The following is a 15,105-nucleotide window of genomic DNA, read 5'->3' on the forward strand; positions in this document are numbered from 1 at the left end:
GATGGGATTTGAATGATTGAAAGCTTTCCTTGTTAGTTCAGTCCGGTCGTTCTACCGATTTTATCTTCCTAGATATCTGAATCTGTTTTAACCGAATCGAATATGGTGATGTTGTTATGGGAAGGGATTGTTGCTCGATTTTGAAGCAGTGTGAAATGCAAAAAAATATTGATCCATGCATTTTTTGCATAATGAAGATTGCGGGAAATGTGAAATTACGCACAAATTTAAACGTATGGTAAAAAATATAGAAATGAATTGTTAAACAGATTTTAAAGATTAAATAAATTAAATTTTTAATTAAAATTACTTAAATTCAAATAGTTATTTAAATTTAAGTGGAAGTTCGGAAGAGTTTGTAATTATTCTTTTTTAAATTAATTAAATAAAATTATCAAAAAAGGCATCTAATTTAAGATGCCTTTTTTGATATGCATTTTTTTAACGACGATTGGCTAAGAAACGACCTAAACGAGTGATTGCCTCTCGTAATTCATTTTCAGCTGGTAAGAAAACCACACGGAAATGATCTGGAGTTGGCCAATTAAAACCCGTACCTTGGACCAATAACACTTTTTCTGCACGTAACAAATCAAGCATTAACTTTTCATCGTCTTCAATTGGATAGATGTTTGGATCGAGGCGAGGGAAGCAGTACATTGCTCCATCTGGTTTTACGCAGCTTACGCCAGGAATTTCATTTAGCATTTCCCAAGCAATATTACGCTGTTCGTACAAACGGCCACCCGGACGAATCAGGTCATTAATTGATTGATAACCGCCTAAAGCAGTTTGAATCGCATATTGAGCTTGAACGTTTGCACATAGGCGCATTGATGCCAACATATCTAAACCTTCGATATAGTCAGCAGCGCGGCTTTTATCTCCGGTAATTGCCATCCAGCCTGAACGGAAACCTGCAATACGATAAGCTTTTGATAAACCATTAAAAGATACGCAAAGCTGGTCGCCAGCTAATGATGCTACTGAAACATGTTCAATACCGTCATAAATAATTTTGTCGTAAATTTCATCAGCAAATAAAATTAGATCATATTTTTTTGCAAGCACTACAATCTGTTCAAGAATATGACGTGGATAAACTGAACCAGTAGGGTTGTTCGGGTTAATGATGACAATACCGCGAGTATTTGATGTAATCTTGCTTTCAATGTCAGCAATATCTGGATACCAGCTATTTTCTTCATCACATTTATAGTGAATTGCTGTACCACCTGAAAGATTAACAGCTGCTGTCCAAAGCGGATAATCCGGCATTGGAATCAACATTTCGTCGCCATCATCAAGCAAACCTTGCATCGCCATAACAATAAGTTCGGATACGCCATTACCGATATACACGTCATTCACGTGCATATTTAGGATGCCTTTTTGTTGGTAATATTGGCAGATAGCTTTACGTGCTGGAAAGATACCTTTTGAGTCAACATAACCAATCGCATTTGGTAGGTTTAAAGCAACGTCATTAATAATTTCTTGTGGGGCTTCAAAACCAAATGGAGCAGGGTTGCCGATATTGAGCTTGATGATTTTATGTCCTTGCTCTTCCATTTCATTGGCGGCTCGTAATACTGGTCCGCGAATGTCATAACAAACATGCTCAAGCTTCGATGATTTCTTTATTTCTCGAGAAGTTGGCATGGATTGGAGGATAGCAGTATTTTTAGACATAGCTGGATTCACTTTTGCATATCGGTATAAATAACTTTTAAATGTTTTAACTGTTACCAAATTCAGATCGTGTTGATCTTTTAGTAATTCAACAATTTTTTCATGGGTAAAGCCCGATTGCTGATACTGTTTGATAACTGGTAATAGTTGCTGGAAAAGCACACTTTTTTTCTGAGACATGTTTTGTCCTATACAACCGTGCCGAACAAGAATAGCACCATCTTTGCTTCCTTGGAAGAAAATAAAACATAAATTTGCTTACTTTTAATTTTGAATTTTGCTTACTTTTTGCTTTCTATTGCTTAGGTGATTAAATTCCAACAAATTTTACGTTCAGAGACTAGTGTTTTTGCGAGGAATGGCGTAAATATAAAACTCAATCATCAGAAATGTTTCATCAGAATAAAGGTGCATGTCATGGGAAAAGTCAATAAAACAGACCGGGAATGGCAAAGAGAGTTATCACCAGAAGAGTATCGGATCACACGACAAAAGGGCACTGAACCTGCATTTACGGGGCAATACTGGAATACTAAGCAACATGGCACCTATGTCTGCCGTTGCTGTGGTGCAGAATTGTTCTCATCAGATACTAAATATGACAGTGGTTGTGGTTGGCCTAGCTTTTTTAAACCGATTGAGCCCACTGCAATTGAAGAACATGACGATTTATCGCATGGTATGGTCAGAACAGAAATAGTTTGTCATGATTGCGAAGCCCATTTAGGGCATGTTTTTGAAGATGGACCACAGCCGACTGGTTTGCGCTATTGTGTAAACTCGGCATCATTACAACTTAAATCACAAGAAAAAAATGATGAGGAAACCTATCCATGAGTAATATTTATCAGTTTGAAGCTGAACTGTTAGAGGGTGAAGTTAAGCAATTAGCTGATTACAAAGGTAAAGTTTTACTAATTGTAAATACTGCAAGTAAATGTGGTTTTACACCACAATTTGCTGGCCTTGAAAAGCTTTATGAGAAATATAAAGATCAAGGCTTGGAAGTTTTAGGGTTTCCCTGCAACCAGTTTGGTGGGCAAGATCCGGGTAGCAATAAAGAAATCGGTACGTTCTGCCAGCGCAACTATGGGGTTAAATTCCCGATGTTTGCGAAAGTAGATGTAAAAGGACCAGAAGCCCACGTGATTTTTAGATATTTGACACGTGAAGCTAAAGGCATTTTAGGAAGCAGCACGATTAAATGGAACTTTACTAAATTTTTGGTAGGGAAAGATGGCGCAGTGCTTAATCGCTATGCACCTACGACTAAACCAGAAGCATTAGAAGCTGATATTGAAAAAGCATTAGCAAGTTAATGAATTCAATGAACGCTATTCCTCAAGCATTTGAGTTTTGGCAAGATGGGCGAATGCCTTATGTTGAAGCCAGAAGATCTTGTTTTAGTCGAACATGTTATAAGTCTCATAGTCATCCAACATTTTCTATTGGAGCTATAGATGAAGGGAATAGCGTTTTTCAAAGTTCATTTGGTACAGCACAAAAGATTTCTGCTGGTACGTTAGTCATTGTACCTGCCCACATAGAACATTCTTGTAATCCATTACCTGATCAGGCTTGGAGTTACCAGATGTTGCATCTGGATATATCTTGGCTTAATCAATGGTACGCTGAGTTTCAAAAAGAGGGCTTTGATTTAAATTTACCCCAGCATAAACCTCTCATTATTAAAGATGAGTCTTTATATCAGGCTTTTTCTGGTATGAATAAAACTTTATTTGATTCTGAAAAATTGATTCTTGAAAAAGAACAGTCGCTTATCTATTGCCTTACTGAGTTGTTACTACCTCATTTTATATTAGAAGAAATACAGAAAACTCAATATTTGTATGAGGACTTCTTGGCCTTAATTCATATTATTAAATCATCCGAACGATTTATTTCTTTAGAAGAGCTTGCACAGCAGGTAGGTCTTAGTCGATATGCAATTATTCGTCTATTTAAAGCTAATGTTGGTTTAACACCCCATGCATTTCAAATTAATTTAAAGATTAATCAAGCCAGAACTCAATTAAAACAAGGGATTTCGCTTGTGGAGTTGGCAGTAAATTTGGGCTTTAGTGATCAGAGCCATTTTCATAAAGCTTTCAAAGCGCATACAGGAATCACTCCTCGTCAGTTTCAACTCGCAGCCGCGCAATAATTTACAATAAATTATTTTTCTCTATTTTTAAGCTATTCCATATTGTTTTACAGATGAAATCTTTATGGAAGTTTTTTTAGTTATCGCCTTTACTCACTTTTTAGCTTTGTTATCTCCGGGACCTGATTTTTTTCTTATTCTCACCAGTCTTTTGCAAAAGGGTTCGCGTTACACCTACGGCGTCATTGCAGGAATTACGTTTGGTAATGCCTTAATTTTGATGGCGTGTATGTTCGGATTTATGTTACTTGGAAATTTGAGTACGACCATTCTTTTAGTACTCAAGTGGCTTGGGGCTGGGTATTTGGTTTATTTGAGTTATCTTTGTTTTAAGGCTGCTCGGTCTGGCAACTTAACTTTTGCTAATGAAAAAAATGATTTGATTGATCAAGAGTATCAACAGCAGGATAAAGTTAAGAGCTTAATGTTGGGAATACAATCTAGTCTGCTTAATCCCAAAAATATTATGTTTTATAGTAGTTTGATGCTGCTTATTCAGCATCAATTTAGTTTAGTTCAAAAATTACTGATGAGTACGTGGATGACTGGAGTCGTACTTGGTTGGAACTTACTGTTGGTTCGGCTATTGCTTCAAAATCGAGTTCTAGAACAGATTAAACGTTCAGCGATAGGCTTGTATTATTGTTCTAGTCTGGCTTTTATATGTTTTGCAATCTTACTCATTGCTTATAGTTAATGTCGGTTGTATAGCCTTCATGCTAAATAATTATGAAGGCTATACAACTTATCTATGCTTAAAGAATTGCTTTCAAACGCTTAACTACTTCTTCGCATTGCGCTAAATCGGCAACTAAAGCCATACGTACATGATTTTCCCCAGGGTTACCTTGATCTGTGTCACGAGATAAATAACGACCTGGTAAAACTTTAATATGGGCTTTTTCCATCAACATCTTGGCAAAAGTTTCATCGTTATCGACTTTTAACCAATAATAAAAACCCGCATCTGGCTTTTGTAGAGGTAATAAGTGACCTAGTTCATTTTGGAATAAATCAAACTTTGCACGATATTGCTTACGGTTTTCTTCAACATGGTTTTCATCATTCCATGCTGCAATTGATGCAAGTTGATGTTGAACAGGCATTGCTGCACCATGATAGGTACGGTACTGCAAATATGGTTTTAATAATTTTGCATCACCCGCTACAAAACCTGAGCGTAGACCCGGTAAGTTTGAACGTTTAGACAGCGAATGAAATACAACACAGTTTTTATAGTCATCACGACCAAGTTCTGCACATACTTCTAATAAACCTGTAGGTGCTTGATCAAACCAAAGTTCTGAATAGCATTCGTCAGAAGCAATAACAAAATTATATTGATCAGATAAGGCAATTAACTTTTTGAATTGTTCTTTAGAAAGCACAGTGCCAGTTGGGTTACCCGGCGTACATACAAAAAGAAGGGCAGTTTTTTCCCAGACTTCTGCGGGTACAGCATCAAAATCACCTAAGTAACCATTTTCTTCGGTGCAATTGATGAAATAAGGTTTTGCGCCCGCAAGTAGAGCTGCGCCTTCGTAAATTTGATAAAACGGATTCGGCATTACCACATACGGTGCGTCTTCACGGTTAATGAGCGCCTGAACAAATGAGAAAATCCCTTCACGCGTACCAGACACTGGCAAAATGTGGTTTTCAGCACTAATGCTATTAAGTTTAAAGCGCTTAGTGAGCCAGTCTGCAATACTTTGGCGAAGCTCAGGTAAGCCTTTGCTGTTTGGATAAGTTGAGAGGTGATTGAAGTTGTCAATAATTGCCTGTTTAACAAACTCTGGTGCTGGGTGCTTTGGTTCACCAATTGATAGAGGAATCAAGGGAAGGTTAGCAGGAGTAGTATCCTTAAAAAGCTGGTTTAACTTTTCAAATGGATATGGGTGCAATAACGACAAGCTAGAGTTCATTAAACAGTTACCAAGTAGTTGAGTTTCAGTGCTGACAAATTTGATTAGATGCTTCATCTAATGCAGCTTTAAGCTTTTCCGAGAAGAGTTTAACCTCTTCGTTATTTAACGGTTTTCCATCTTTTTTCGTGACAAAGAAAATATCTTCTGCACGTTCACCTAAAGTTGCAATTCTAGCTGAATGGATGTCTAAACCTTGCATCATAAATAAGCCACCTACACGTGCAAGTAGGCCGGGGTGATCGAGTGTTGAAATTTCAACCATGTTTTGCTGTAACGCTTCATTCAATGTTACGTCAACTGTATTTTCAATATCGAAATGACGTAGCTGACGTGGAATACGACGTTGCATAAGTCCTGGGTATTGGTCTGGCTGACTAAGCGCCTTAACTAATGCAGTTTTAACTGTTTCTTCGCGTTCAGGATCGGTTAGCAATGTACCAAAGCGATCGAGCACAACATAGGTGTCTAAGCTAAATGCGGTACTTGCTGTGATAATTTTTGCATCCTGAACGTCTAAGTTCATACGGTCCAAAACTGCCACAGTCGTTGCAAAAAGGTTCGGTTGGTCACGCGTATATATAAAGATTTGCACGGCATCTTGAGCAGCTTTACGATGAGCACGTAACAGAACTAATGGTTCTGGATTATCGCCGTGTTTCAAAATTGCTTGAGTGTGCCATGCAATTTCATCTGCCGATTCTTTAATGAAGTATTCATCGCCCAGTTCTTGCCATACTTTTTCAACGTCTGCCAACGAGAAATTATTTACCAGTAATTCACTTGCTGCAAATTTGGTGTCTTCAATCAGCATTTGATAGTCAACAGGACGGCTTAAACCTGTACGAATGACATCACGAGCATGCGTATAAAGTTGACGCATAAGCGAGGCACGCCATGTGTTCCACAGTTTTGGATTTGTCGCATTAATATCTGCAACTGTTAAAGTATATAGATAATCAAGATGTTCCATATCGCCAAGTTTTTCAGCGAAATCTTTAACAACATCTGGATCGGAAATATCCTTTTTCTGAGCAGTTAGCGACATAAGCAAATGGTTGTGAATGAGCCATGCAATTAATTTACATTCACGCTCTGTAAAGCCGTGTGCACGTCCAAACTCGATCGCATCTTCTGCACCAAGTTCACTATGGTCTCCACCGCGGCCTTTGGCAATGTCATGAAATAACGCAGCAATAAATACAATATCTTGACGTGCAAGACGCTGGAAAACAGAGCTTACAACAGGGAACTCTTTAGCAAATTCTGGTTCTTTAAAACGGTTTAAATTGCGCAGTAATAATAATGTGTGTGCATCGACTGTATAGATATGGAATAGGTCATATTGCATAAGACCCATAATCTGACCAAAGGCAGGAATATAGTTTCCTAAAACACCATATCGTTTCATCGCGACCAAAGTGTCGTATAGACGATATGGTGAGCGAATAATCGACATAAATAGGGCTTGATGCTCAGGATTATCTCGAAAATTTTGGTTAATACGTTTTGCAGCAAGAATAAGTAAGCGTAAAGTACGAGCGCGAATACCTTCAATATCTGGTCGATTAGCCAAAATATAGAATAGTTCTAAAATAGCACTTGGATGTTCTGCGAAGATCTTGTGGTGCTGTACGGCAAGTTTATTGTCGACAATCTTAAAGTGGTCATTAACGACTTCAATTTTACGTTCGTAATTTGGTAAACGCGGAGTAATAACTGATTCGCTAAAATAGGCTAACAACATTTCATTGAGTGTTGAAACCTGTTGAGCAGTACGATAGTAGCGTTTCATGAACTGCTCGACACCGTAGTTTACAGGCTGACCTTCTTGACGGGCGTAACCAAATTGAGCCGCAATTTCTCTTTGATGATCGAACAGAAGACGGTTTTCATCACGCTTCGCTAAGCGATGTAAATGGTGACGAATTTCCCAAAGAAAACTCTCAGCTTCTTCTAAAACGTTTAATTCGAATTCTGAAATAAAGCCTAAATGAACTAAGTCATAGATGCGGTTTACGCGAAAATGACGCTTAGCAATCCAACCAATCTGGTTAATATCACGAATGCCGCCAGGCGCATTTTTAATGTCGGGTTCTAAGTTGCTTTCAGTATTGTTGTGTTGGTGGTAACGCTTAGCTTGTTCAGCCATTTTTGCATCAAAAAATGTTTTGTCTGTCCACGTTTGCGAAACAATACGACGTGGCCATTTTGCAAGTTGACTATTACCGGTAATTAAACGAGCTTCGATGAGTGTAGTTGCAACAGTTAAATCGGTAGCAGCTTGTTCAACACAACTTTGAATGGTGCGAACGCTAATACCGGGTTTAAAATTGCCAACATCCCACAAAGAGGAAATAAATGTAGAAATGCGTTTTTCATTTTCTTCGTTAATTTCATGTTCCGATAAAATCATGATATCAACGTCGGAATAGGGCAACATTTCACGGCGCCCATAACCACCCACAGCAAAAAGACCTAGTCCTGTTTGGTCAAGTTCAGCATGTTTCCATAAAAAGATCAGTGCTTCGTCAACGAGGTCTGAGCGTGCTTTAATGACTTCCCGAATAGATTGCCCATTTTCATATGAATCCTGCAATTGCTTTTCTACATCCGTTCGCCATTGATTAATGGCTTTAATATCATGATGGCTTGTAACGTAGTTCAGCAATGGCGATGTATTGATCATGAAAATGGGTCTACCAAAAAGTAAATATTAAGAGTTGGTTTTTACGCTTACTTGATCAGCGGTTTCTTTCGCTAAAGTACGAGCAAGATCAGTATTTTCTGCACGAGCAGTTGCTACACCCATACGACGTCGTTTGAAACCTTCTGGTTTACCAAACAGGCGTAAGTCGGTATTTGGGTTAGCTAATGCTGTATTTAAGCCGCTGTAGCTTAAATTGTTTGCATCGACCCCAGCATAAATAACTGCACTAGCAGCAACACTATGGCGAGCTGTATTTACTGGCAATCCTAAAATTGCACGAGCATGCAGTTCAAATTCGCTTTGAAATTGTGATGCTAGAGTAACTAGACCAGTATCATGTGGGCGAGGCGAAACTTCACTAAACCAGACCTTGTCGCCTTTAATAAAAAGTTCTACACCAAAAATACCACAACCACCCAGTGCTGTTGTCACTTTATTTGCAATACGTTTTGCTTCTTCAAGTGCAGCCACAGTCATTGGTTGAGGCTGCCAGCTTTCTACATAATCACCAGCATCTTGACGGTGACCAATTGGATCGCAGTAGTGAGTTTCAATTTCACCAGTTTCAGGGTTTTTAGCACGAACGGTAAGTAATGTAATTTCAAAATCAAAGTCAATTTGAGATTCAATAATGACTGTACCTTGATTAACACGACCACCTTGCATCGCATATTCCCAGGCAGCATCGACTTCATCGAAACTTTTTACACGAGACTGACCTTTACCTGAAGATGACATTACTGGTTTTACAAAATTTGGATAACCAATATCATCAGAAGCAGCGCGGAAGCTTTCTAGTGAGTCAGCAAAGCGATAAGCAGAGGTCGGTAAACCAAGTTCTTCAGCCGCAAGACGACGAATGCCTTCACGGTTCATGGTCAGGTTTACAGCTTTAGCGGAAGGAATAACAGTTGCAGTTTGACTCGCTTCAATTTCAAGCAAAACTTCTGTAGCGATGGCTTCAATTTCTGGAACAATTAAATTCGGTTTAATTTTCTCAATGAGCTGTTTTAACTCAGTTGGATTAGCCATATTTAACACATAAGAAAAATGTGCAACTTGCATGGCTGGCGCATGATCATAACGGTCGGCTGCATGTACTTCAACACCAAGGCGTTGTAAAGAAATTACAACTTCTTTGCCAAGCTCTCCTGAACCTAACAATAAAACTTTAAATGCAGAAGATTGAAGGGGGGTACCGAGTGTCACGCTCATGCGAATCATCCTGACAAAATTATTTTTTTAAGCATAGCAGAACTTATGAGGGAGTTAAGCTTTATCACACATAAAAAAATTAATTTTGTCGGACAATTAAGATGTGACTTTTTAGATATTAACTTGATAGTTTAAAAGTAACTCATCTGCATTTTTGCCGCGAATACCCCAATTTTCTTTAGGGGTTTCAAAAATCGTAATTTCAATATCTTGCGGAGCTATTTTGCATTGTTGTTCAATATTGCGAAATAAAGTTTGAATGAGTTGTTTCTTAGTAGCCGCGCTACGTCCTGCAAACATTGAGAGTTCGATAATAATGTAGTGTTGGCTGCGGTCGGAAGGATAGATAAAATTTCCAGGCTTAAGACTGATAAAACGCTGAAATCTTTTCTCGATAGGATATTTCAATTCTTCAATGAGCGCTTGATGTATTGCATGAGAAAGTAATTCTCGATACTGCATAATCGTTTGTTCATTTGCGTAAATTTTAACTTGTGACATTTTTATCTCTATTTAGTAGGTAAGATTATCTTTTTAATCAATTCAAAAATTAGATTTTTACGCCAGAAGTTTCAATCTTAAAGGCTTCTGGCTAGGTTTTATTTTATATAAGGAAGGTCAGTTTATCTATTTATAAAGGTAAATAAGTATAGATCAGACCATAAACAATTGCGGCAGTTAACGTTGCCGGAACAATTTTCTTAAATTTAAAATAAAGACCTGCTAGCACTAAAAAGCCGATAAGCATGGCTAAGCTTTTATCTGGATTCTCAAGAAGTGGCGGAAGAGTGGCCACAACAAGCATGGCGCTAATTGCAGATATACCAATGCTTCCCAACGCAATTTTTAGCCAGACTGAACCACGTCTTTGCTGTGTACCTTGTAGCTTTTGTATAACAAAGAATGGTCCAAAACGTGAGGCAAAATTGGCAATACCAACAATGATACCAACCAGAATAATCTCTAGATTCATTTTAAACTTCGACCTCTTCTTGTTGTTTCAGCACATAATGTTTAAACAAGCCGGCTAAAATACCTGAAAGAATACCAATAAAAATGGCCGCAGATAGGTTAATCCAATAGCAGGACAACGCTGAAACAACCAAAGATACAGCAACTACAAGGCTATGCTTTCGCTCAAATGCTGCTAATAAAAAACTTAAGAATAAAGCAGGCAATAAGAAGTCTAAGGCTGCTTGTAGAAACTTTGGCAGATGAGACACTTGATCTGCAAATAATCCGCCTAACAATGAGCCAGTTGCCCAAGCCATCCAACTAAATAGACTCAAGCCTAACATCCAAGACTCGGACCATTGTTGTCTACGCTGTGAAAGTTGGATCATTCCACTTGCAAAAACTTCATCGGTTAAGCCCCAAGCCCATACCGCCGTTTTTTTAAGATTTAATTTATTTGGAATCAGGTTATATAAAGCTGGTCCATAAAGTACATGGCGAATATCAAGTGCAATGACTGTTAATGCAGTTAACCAGATAGAAGAACCACTGGCTAAAAGTGCGACAACTAAGAACTGGCTGGCTCCGGCATACATTGAACAAGATAGAAAAAAAGCTTCCCATGGTGTAAAGCCAAACTGAGATGCAGAAACGCCAAAGGCAAAAGAAACAGGTAAATAGGTGAGTACGATAGCTTGGCTATCTTTGGCACCTTGCCAAAAAGTTGCTGTTTGGGCAGGCATCAATTGTTGTTCGGACACAATACACCTTGGCAATAAACCAAATGATAAAAATACTTGAAAGATTGAGTATTGTAGCCGAATTTAATAGCATAGTGCCGAAATGTTTAATCGGCAGTTTGCTATGTTCAATGCAAAGATTCGTTTAGTTTATATCGCCATGTTGAGTGCAGGTATTTTTACATTGCAGGGCTGTGACAATGGTAATCATGAGGCAGAAAAAAAAGTAGAAATTAAGCCAGCACCTAAACTGACCAATGACGCAACTGTTTATGCTCAAAAAGCATGGACATTGATTAATACGGTTGAGCATTTGGTTTATGAAAAGCAGTTGAGCCAAATCGATGACAACGTTCGTAAACCTTTACGTCAATTGAGTACGGACTGGCGCATTAATGTGAAAATGACTGATTCGGTGACAGAAGGGAAATATGCCCTTTGTCGTAAAGCCCTGACAAGTTTAGATGTGTGGGCTCGTGAAACGCTTGAAAATAATGATTCAGTTGCTAAGAAACAAGCAGATTATGAGCGAGATAAAGCGCAATGTAAGGATGCGATCGATACGCCAAATCTTGGAAATACTTCGCCAAAATAAAAAACTTATTAATATAAAAAAGCGAGATGATCAATCTCGCTTTTTTGCTTTTAAAACGATAATGAGTGAATGTTAATTACGGCTTTGTCGCAGCTTTAGCTGTGTTTGCTGTTTTCACTGCATCTTGTTTCATTTGATGAGTCATTTGCTGTGATTCATGTTGAGCATGCGTAGATTTCATCATTGCTTCATGCTTTTGTTCAGTCATATCTTTTTTAACATCTTGTTTTGCTTTTACTGCTTCTTTTTTAGCAGTTGCTTTGCCGTGTGCAGCAACACATTTTCCGCCTTTATGATTTGGCCCTGTACCACCTTGTAATTGAGTTCCTTTTGGACATGCAAATGCCGAAACACTTAACATAGCCAATACGCCAGCTGTAAGAATTGTTGATAATTTTTTCATGTTAATCAGCGCCTTGTTGAGTATTATTGCTCAGCTTGAGTGTAAAATGAAAATATCTGCTTTAAAACATTTATTTTGTGAAATAGAGTTTGAACAATGTGTTGTTTTGCAGCGTTATCTATTTTTTTAATTTGTTTTTAAGTTTTTGTCATATAGCTGGTTGTGCAAAGACTAGGAATGGACTTGAGCAACTACTTTCAATTTCTCAATATCTAGAATCTCAATTTTTCTAAAAGCAATTTTAATGATTTTCTGTTTTTCGAGCAGACTCAGCTCATGGTTGATCGTCTGTCTGGATGTGGTCAGCATATTTGCCAATTGTTCCTGAGAAATATGGATGTGATGATCTTGAATAAGAATATGATTACCATAACCCTCTAAAATAAATAGAAGACGCTGAGCAAGCCTTTGAGAAATACTGCGTGTTTGTATCGCAATCTGCTCTAAGAAAACATACCTAAGTTTTTGACTGGTTAAACGAGCAAAATAGTACCAGTAATAGGGATTTTCTTTGAGTAGCTCATTTAAAGGCTTCGCAGGAATATGTAGAACCGTACTTTTTTTCAAAGCAATCGCATCGTGCGAGCGCGGTTCATGGTCAATGAGGGATATTTCACCAAACCACATAATTGGTTCAGCAATTGCAGAAATTGCTTCATTACCATTTACGTCGACATAACCTAAGCTAATTGAGCCTTCAAGCACGGTATAAATGCCATCAAACACATCTTGGGCACGGAAAACATAACTATTTTTTTCAAAAGTTCTTTGCTTACCATGTTCTAGAATAAAGTTTTGGAATGCTTCTGGAAGCACACTAAACCATGTATTTTCTTTTAGTCGGTTAATATAAATAAGGTCCAATATTAGGGCCATCCATGAAAAAAATCATTACTTTGTCAAATAGCTGACAACTTTAAGTTTTCCTTATTTGTACAGTATGACTATATGTAGATGAATAGGGAACAACTCATGTCGAATCTGGAGCAACAGCTTAGCAAATATGCGGCTTACCACTTAAATCATAAAAATATTTTGACGCATTTTATTGGTATTCCACTCATCGTGTTTTCAATTTTATGTTTAACTGCGAGAGCTGGAGTCGATATTGGCAGTTTTAAACTTACTTTAGCCATGGTGTTGATTGCAGCTAGTACGATTTATTATTTTATTTTAGATAAAGTATTTGGTTTACTCATGCTGATTCTTTTAGTCGCTGTCTATCCACTGGCGAGCCAAATTGCCCAATTATCTTGGGGAGAATGGTTAGCAGCAAGTATTGGCTTCTTTGTGGTGGGGTGGGTCTTTCAGTTTGTTGGGCATTATTTCGAAAAGAAAAAACCAGCTTTTGTTGATGACGTGATTGGACTTGCGATAGGGCCGTTATTTGTATTGGCAGAATTTATATTTATGCTGGGTTTTAGAAAACCATTGCATGAGCGAATTTTGAAAGAGGCGCGCAGTAAACGAGAGACGATGGATCTTAGTCATTAATAATAAAAAAGCCCCAATATGTTGGGGCTTTTTTTAGCTTTAACTTAAACGTTAAAACGGAAGTGCATTACATCGCCATCTTGAACAACGTAAGTTTTACCTTCTAAACGCCATTTACCAGCTTCTTTAGCGCCGTTTTCACCGTTGTATTGTACGAAGTCATCATATGCAACAACTTCAGCACGGATAAAGCCTTTTTCGAAGTCAGTGTGAATAACACCAGCTGCTTGAGGAGCGGTTGCACCAACTTTTACTGTCCATGCACGTACTTCTTGTACACCAGCAGTGAAATAAGTCTGTAAACCTAAAAGTGCATAACCTGCACGAATAACCACATTTAAGCCTGGTTCTTCCATGCCCATTGCTTCTAGGAACTCAGCACGATCTTCATCTTCTAATAATGAAATTTCAGCTTCGATTTGGTTGCAAAGAGGAACAACAATTGCGTTTTCTTCAGCAGCAAGTTTTTTAACTGCATCTAAATGCGGGTTATTTTCAAAACCGTCTTCAGCAACGTTGGCAATATACATCGTTGGTTTTAAAGTCATTAAACCAAAACCACGAACTAATTTACGTTCGTCATCAGACAAATCAGCAGCGCGTGCTGGTTTACCTTCGTCTAGTAATGGTTGGATTTTTTCTAAAACTGCTTTAGTTGCAACAGCTTCTTTGTCACCACCTTTAGCAACTTTAGTTAAGCGTAAAATTGCTTTAGCAACAGTTTCAAGGTCTGCAAGTGCAAGTTCAGTATTGATGGTTGCGATGTCATCTAACGGATCAATTTTACCATTTACGTGAATCACGTTTTCATCTTCGAAACAACGTACCACGTGAGCAATTGCATCAGTTTCACGAATGTTAGCAAGGAATTGGTTACCTAAGCCTTCACCTTTTGATGCACCAGCAACAAGACCTGCAATATCTACAAATTCCATTGTAGTTGGCAAAATACGTTGCGGTTTAACAATCGCAGCAAGTTTGTCTAGACGTGGATCTGGTACAGGAACAATACCTGTGTTTGGTTCAATGGTACAGAAAGGGAAGTTTTCCGCTGCAATTGCTGCTTTCGTTAATGCATTGAAAAGGGTAGATTTCCCTACGTTTGGCAGACCAACAATACCGCAATTAAAACCCATGAAAACCACTCACAAATGTGTAAATTAAAAATTGTCGCTGATTTTACATGAAAGCCATGACAAAGTCATGGCTAGAG

The 15,105-nt window shown here is 38.1% G+C and carries 16 protein-coding genes; 6 read left to right on the plus strand and 10 right to left on the minus strand.

Annotated features, from left to right (window positions below; translation table 11 throughout):
• Window positions 1-441: 441 nt before the first annotated feature.
• Entirely contained in the window at window positions 442-1,872 is a 1,431-nt protein-coding gene (locus tag F886_RS09950) for a pyridoxal phosphate-dependent aminotransferase (protein ID WP_004792890.1), read from the minus strand.
• Window positions 1,873-2,109: 237 nt separating this feature from the next.
• Here F886_RS09950 and msrB point away from each other — a divergent pair, with 237 nt between their 5' ends.
• The 4 genes from msrB to F886_RS09970 all read left to right on the plus strand — a co-directional run bounded on the left by msrB (window position 2,110) and on the right by F886_RS09970 (window position 4,553).
• Entirely contained in the window at window positions 2,110-2,529 is a 420-nt protein-coding gene (msrB, locus tag F886_RS09955; RefSeq protein ID WP_004792889.1) for a peptide-methionine (R)-S-oxide reductase MsrB, read from the plus strand.
• Window positions 2,526-3,011, plus strand: coding sequence for a glutathione peroxidase (locus F886_RS09960; RefSeq protein ID WP_005304488.1), 486 nt, complete (start codon window positions 2,526-2,528; stop codon window positions 3,009-3,011). The genes msrB and F886_RS09960 overlap by 4 nt, the downstream gene beginning before the upstream one ends.
• Window positions 3,011-3,856, plus strand: a complete 846-nt coding sequence (locus F886_RS09965) for an AraC family transcriptional regulator (RefSeq protein ID WP_005304491.1) — start codon at window positions 3,011-3,013, stop codon at window positions 3,854-3,856. The genes F886_RS09960 and F886_RS09965 overlap by 1 nt, the downstream gene beginning before the upstream one ends.
• 64 nt (window positions 3,857-3,920) lie before the next feature.
• Window positions 3,921-4,553, plus strand: a complete 633-nt coding sequence (locus F886_RS09970) for a LysE family translocator (protein ID WP_005304494.1) — start codon at window positions 3,921-3,923, stop codon at window positions 4,551-4,553.
• Window positions 4,554-4,611: 58 nt separating this feature from the next.
• On the opposite strand, the gene dapC is transcribed toward F886_RS09970, so the two are convergent.
• The 6 genes from dapC to F886_RS10000 all read right to left on the minus strand — a co-directional run bounded on the left by dapC (window position 4,612) and on the right by F886_RS10000 (window position 11,403).
• The gene (gene dapC / locus F886_RS09975) at window positions 4,612-5,781 is read right to left on the minus strand and encodes a succinyldiaminopimelate transaminase (RefSeq protein WP_034591306.1); all 1,170 of its coding nucleotides are present in this window, start codon (window positions 5,779-5,781) and stop codon (window positions 4,612-4,614) included.
• Window positions 5,782-5,806: 25 nt separating this feature from the next.
• Complete coding sequence (gene glnD / locus F886_RS09980) at window positions 5,807-8,470, minus strand: [protein-PII] uridylyltransferase (RefSeq protein WP_005304499.1); 2,664 nt, start codon at window positions 8,468-8,470, stop codon at window positions 5,807-5,809.
• 27 nt (window positions 8,471-8,497) lie between these two features.
• Entirely contained in the window at window positions 8,498-9,715 is a 1,218-nt protein-coding gene (purT, locus tag F886_RS09985; protein WP_081402145.1) for a formate-dependent phosphoribosylglycinamide formyltransferase, read from the minus strand.
• 102 nt (window positions 9,716-9,817) lie between these two features.
• Window positions 9,818-10,207 (minus strand): tautomerase family protein, encoded by a 390-nt coding sequence (locus F886_RS09990; RefSeq protein ID WP_005304505.1) that lies wholly within the window; start codon window positions 10,205-10,207, stop codon window positions 9,818-9,820.
• Between the two features lie 130 nt (window positions 10,208-10,337).
• Window positions 10,338-10,679, minus strand: a complete 342-nt coding sequence (gene ygaH / locus F886_RS09995) for an L-valine transporter subunit YgaH (RefSeq protein ID WP_005304506.1) — start codon at window positions 10,677-10,679, stop codon at window positions 10,338-10,340.
• 1 nt (window position 10,680) lies between these two features.
• Complete coding sequence (locus F886_RS10000) at window positions 10,681-11,403, minus strand: AzlC family ABC transporter permease (protein WP_081402146.1); 723 nt, start codon at window positions 11,401-11,403, stop codon at window positions 10,681-10,683.
• A 121-nt stretch (window positions 11,404-11,524) separates the two neighbouring features.
• Here F886_RS10000 and F886_RS10005 point away from each other — a divergent pair, with 121 nt between their 5' ends.
• Window positions 11,525-11,995, plus strand: coding sequence for a hypothetical protein (locus tag F886_RS10005; protein ID WP_174764953.1), 471 nt, complete (start codon window positions 11,525-11,527; stop codon window positions 11,993-11,995).
• Between the two features lie 76 nt (window positions 11,996-12,071).
• Here the strand turns inward: F886_RS10005 and F886_RS10010 are convergent, their stop codons facing one another.
• Complete coding sequence (locus F886_RS10010) at window positions 12,072-12,398, minus strand: hypothetical protein (RefSeq protein ID WP_004792870.1); 327 nt, start codon at window positions 12,396-12,398, stop codon at window positions 12,072-12,074.
• 171 nt (window positions 12,399-12,569) lie between these two features.
• A complete protein-coding gene (locus F886_RS10015; protein ID WP_005304513.1) occupies window positions 12,570-13,274 on the minus strand; it encodes a Crp/Fnr family transcriptional regulator in 705 nt (234 codons plus the stop codon).
• 96 nt (window positions 13,275-13,370) lie between these two features.
• Here F886_RS10015 and F886_RS10020 point away from each other — a divergent pair, with 96 nt between their 5' ends.
• On the plus strand, window positions 13,371-13,892 hold the full coding sequence (locus F886_RS10020) for an Mpo1 family 2-hydroxy fatty acid dioxygenase (RefSeq protein WP_005304516.1): 522 nt from the start codon (window positions 13,371-13,373) through the stop codon (window positions 13,890-13,892).
• A 44-nt stretch (window positions 13,893-13,936) separates the two neighbouring features.
• Here the strand turns inward: F886_RS10020 and ychF are convergent, their stop codons facing one another.
• On the minus strand, window positions 13,937-15,028 hold the full coding sequence (gene ychF / locus F886_RS10025) for a redox-regulated ATPase YchF (protein ID WP_004642544.1): 1,092 nt from the start codon (window positions 15,026-15,028) through the stop codon (window positions 13,937-13,939).
• Between the last annotated feature and the right edge of the window lie 77 nt (window positions 15,029-15,105).

It is taken from the genome of Acinetobacter sp. NIPH 542 (genome assembly GCF_000369825.1).
GTDB classification, from domain to species: domain Bacteria; phylum Pseudomonadota; class Gammaproteobacteria; order Pseudomonadales; family Moraxellaceae; genus Acinetobacter; species Acinetobacter oleivorans.

What these genes read in the sequence shown, in the direction of transcription:
- F886_RS09950 (WP_004792890.1), bottom strand. Translation starts at nt 1,872, where the DNA reads ATGTCTCAGAAAAAAAGTGTGCTTTTCCAGCAACTATTACCAGTTATC.
- msrB (WP_004792889.1), top strand. Translation starts at nt 2,110, where the DNA reads ATGGGAAAAGTCAATAAAACAGACCGGGAATGGCAAAGAGAGTTATCA.
- F886_RS09960 (WP_005304488.1), top strand. Translation starts at nt 2,526, where the DNA reads ATGAGTAATATTTATCAGTTTGAAGCTGAACTGTTAGAGGGTGAAGTT.
- F886_RS09965 (WP_005304491.1), top strand. Translation starts at nt 3,011, where the DNA reads ATGAATTCAATGAACGCTATTCCTCAAGCATTTGAGTTTTGGCAAGAT.
- F886_RS09970 (WP_005304494.1), top strand. Translation starts at nt 3,921, where the DNA reads ATGGAAGTTTTTTTAGTTATCGCCTTTACTCACTTTTTAGCTTTGTTA.
- dapC (WP_034591306.1), bottom strand. Translation starts at nt 5,781, where the DNA reads ATGAACTCTAGCTTGTCGTTATTGCACCCATATCCATTTGAAAAGTTA.
- glnD (WP_005304499.1), bottom strand. Translation starts at nt 8,470, where the DNA reads ATGATCAATACATCGCCATTGCTGAACTACGTTACAAGCCATCATGAT.
- purT (WP_081402145.1), bottom strand. Translation starts at nt 9,715, where the DNA reads ATGATTCGCATGAGCGTGACACTCGGTACCCCCCTTCAATCTTCTGCA.
- F886_RS09990 (WP_005304505.1), bottom strand. Translation starts at nt 10,207, where the DNA reads ATGTCACAAGTTAAAATTTACGCAAATGAACAAACGATTATGCAGTAT.
- ygaH (WP_005304506.1), bottom strand. Translation starts at nt 10,679, where the DNA reads ATGAATCTAGAGATTATTCTGGTTGGTATCATTGTTGGTATTGCCAAT.
- F886_RS10000 (WP_081402146.1), bottom strand. Translation starts at nt 11,403, where the DNA reads ATGCCTGCCCAAACAGCAACTTTTTGGCAAGGTGCCAAAGATAGCCAA.
- F886_RS10005 (WP_174764953.1), top strand. Translation starts at nt 11,525, where the DNA reads ATGTTCAATGCAAAGATTCGTTTAGTTTATATCGCCATGTTGAGTGCA.
- F886_RS10010 (WP_004792870.1), bottom strand. Translation starts at nt 12,398, where the DNA reads ATGAAAAAATTATCAACAATTCTTACAGCTGGCGTATTGGCTATGTTA.
- F886_RS10015 (WP_005304513.1), bottom strand. Translation starts at nt 13,274, where the DNA reads ATGGCCCTAATATTGGACCTTATTTATATTAACCGACTAAAAGAAAAT.
- F886_RS10020 (WP_005304516.1), top strand. Translation starts at nt 13,371, where the DNA reads ATGTCGAATCTGGAGCAACAGCTTAGCAAATATGCGGCTTACCACTTA.
- ychF (WP_004642544.1), bottom strand. Translation starts at nt 15,028, where the DNA reads ATGGGTTTTAATTGCGGTATTGTTGGTCTGCCAAACGTAGGGAAATCT.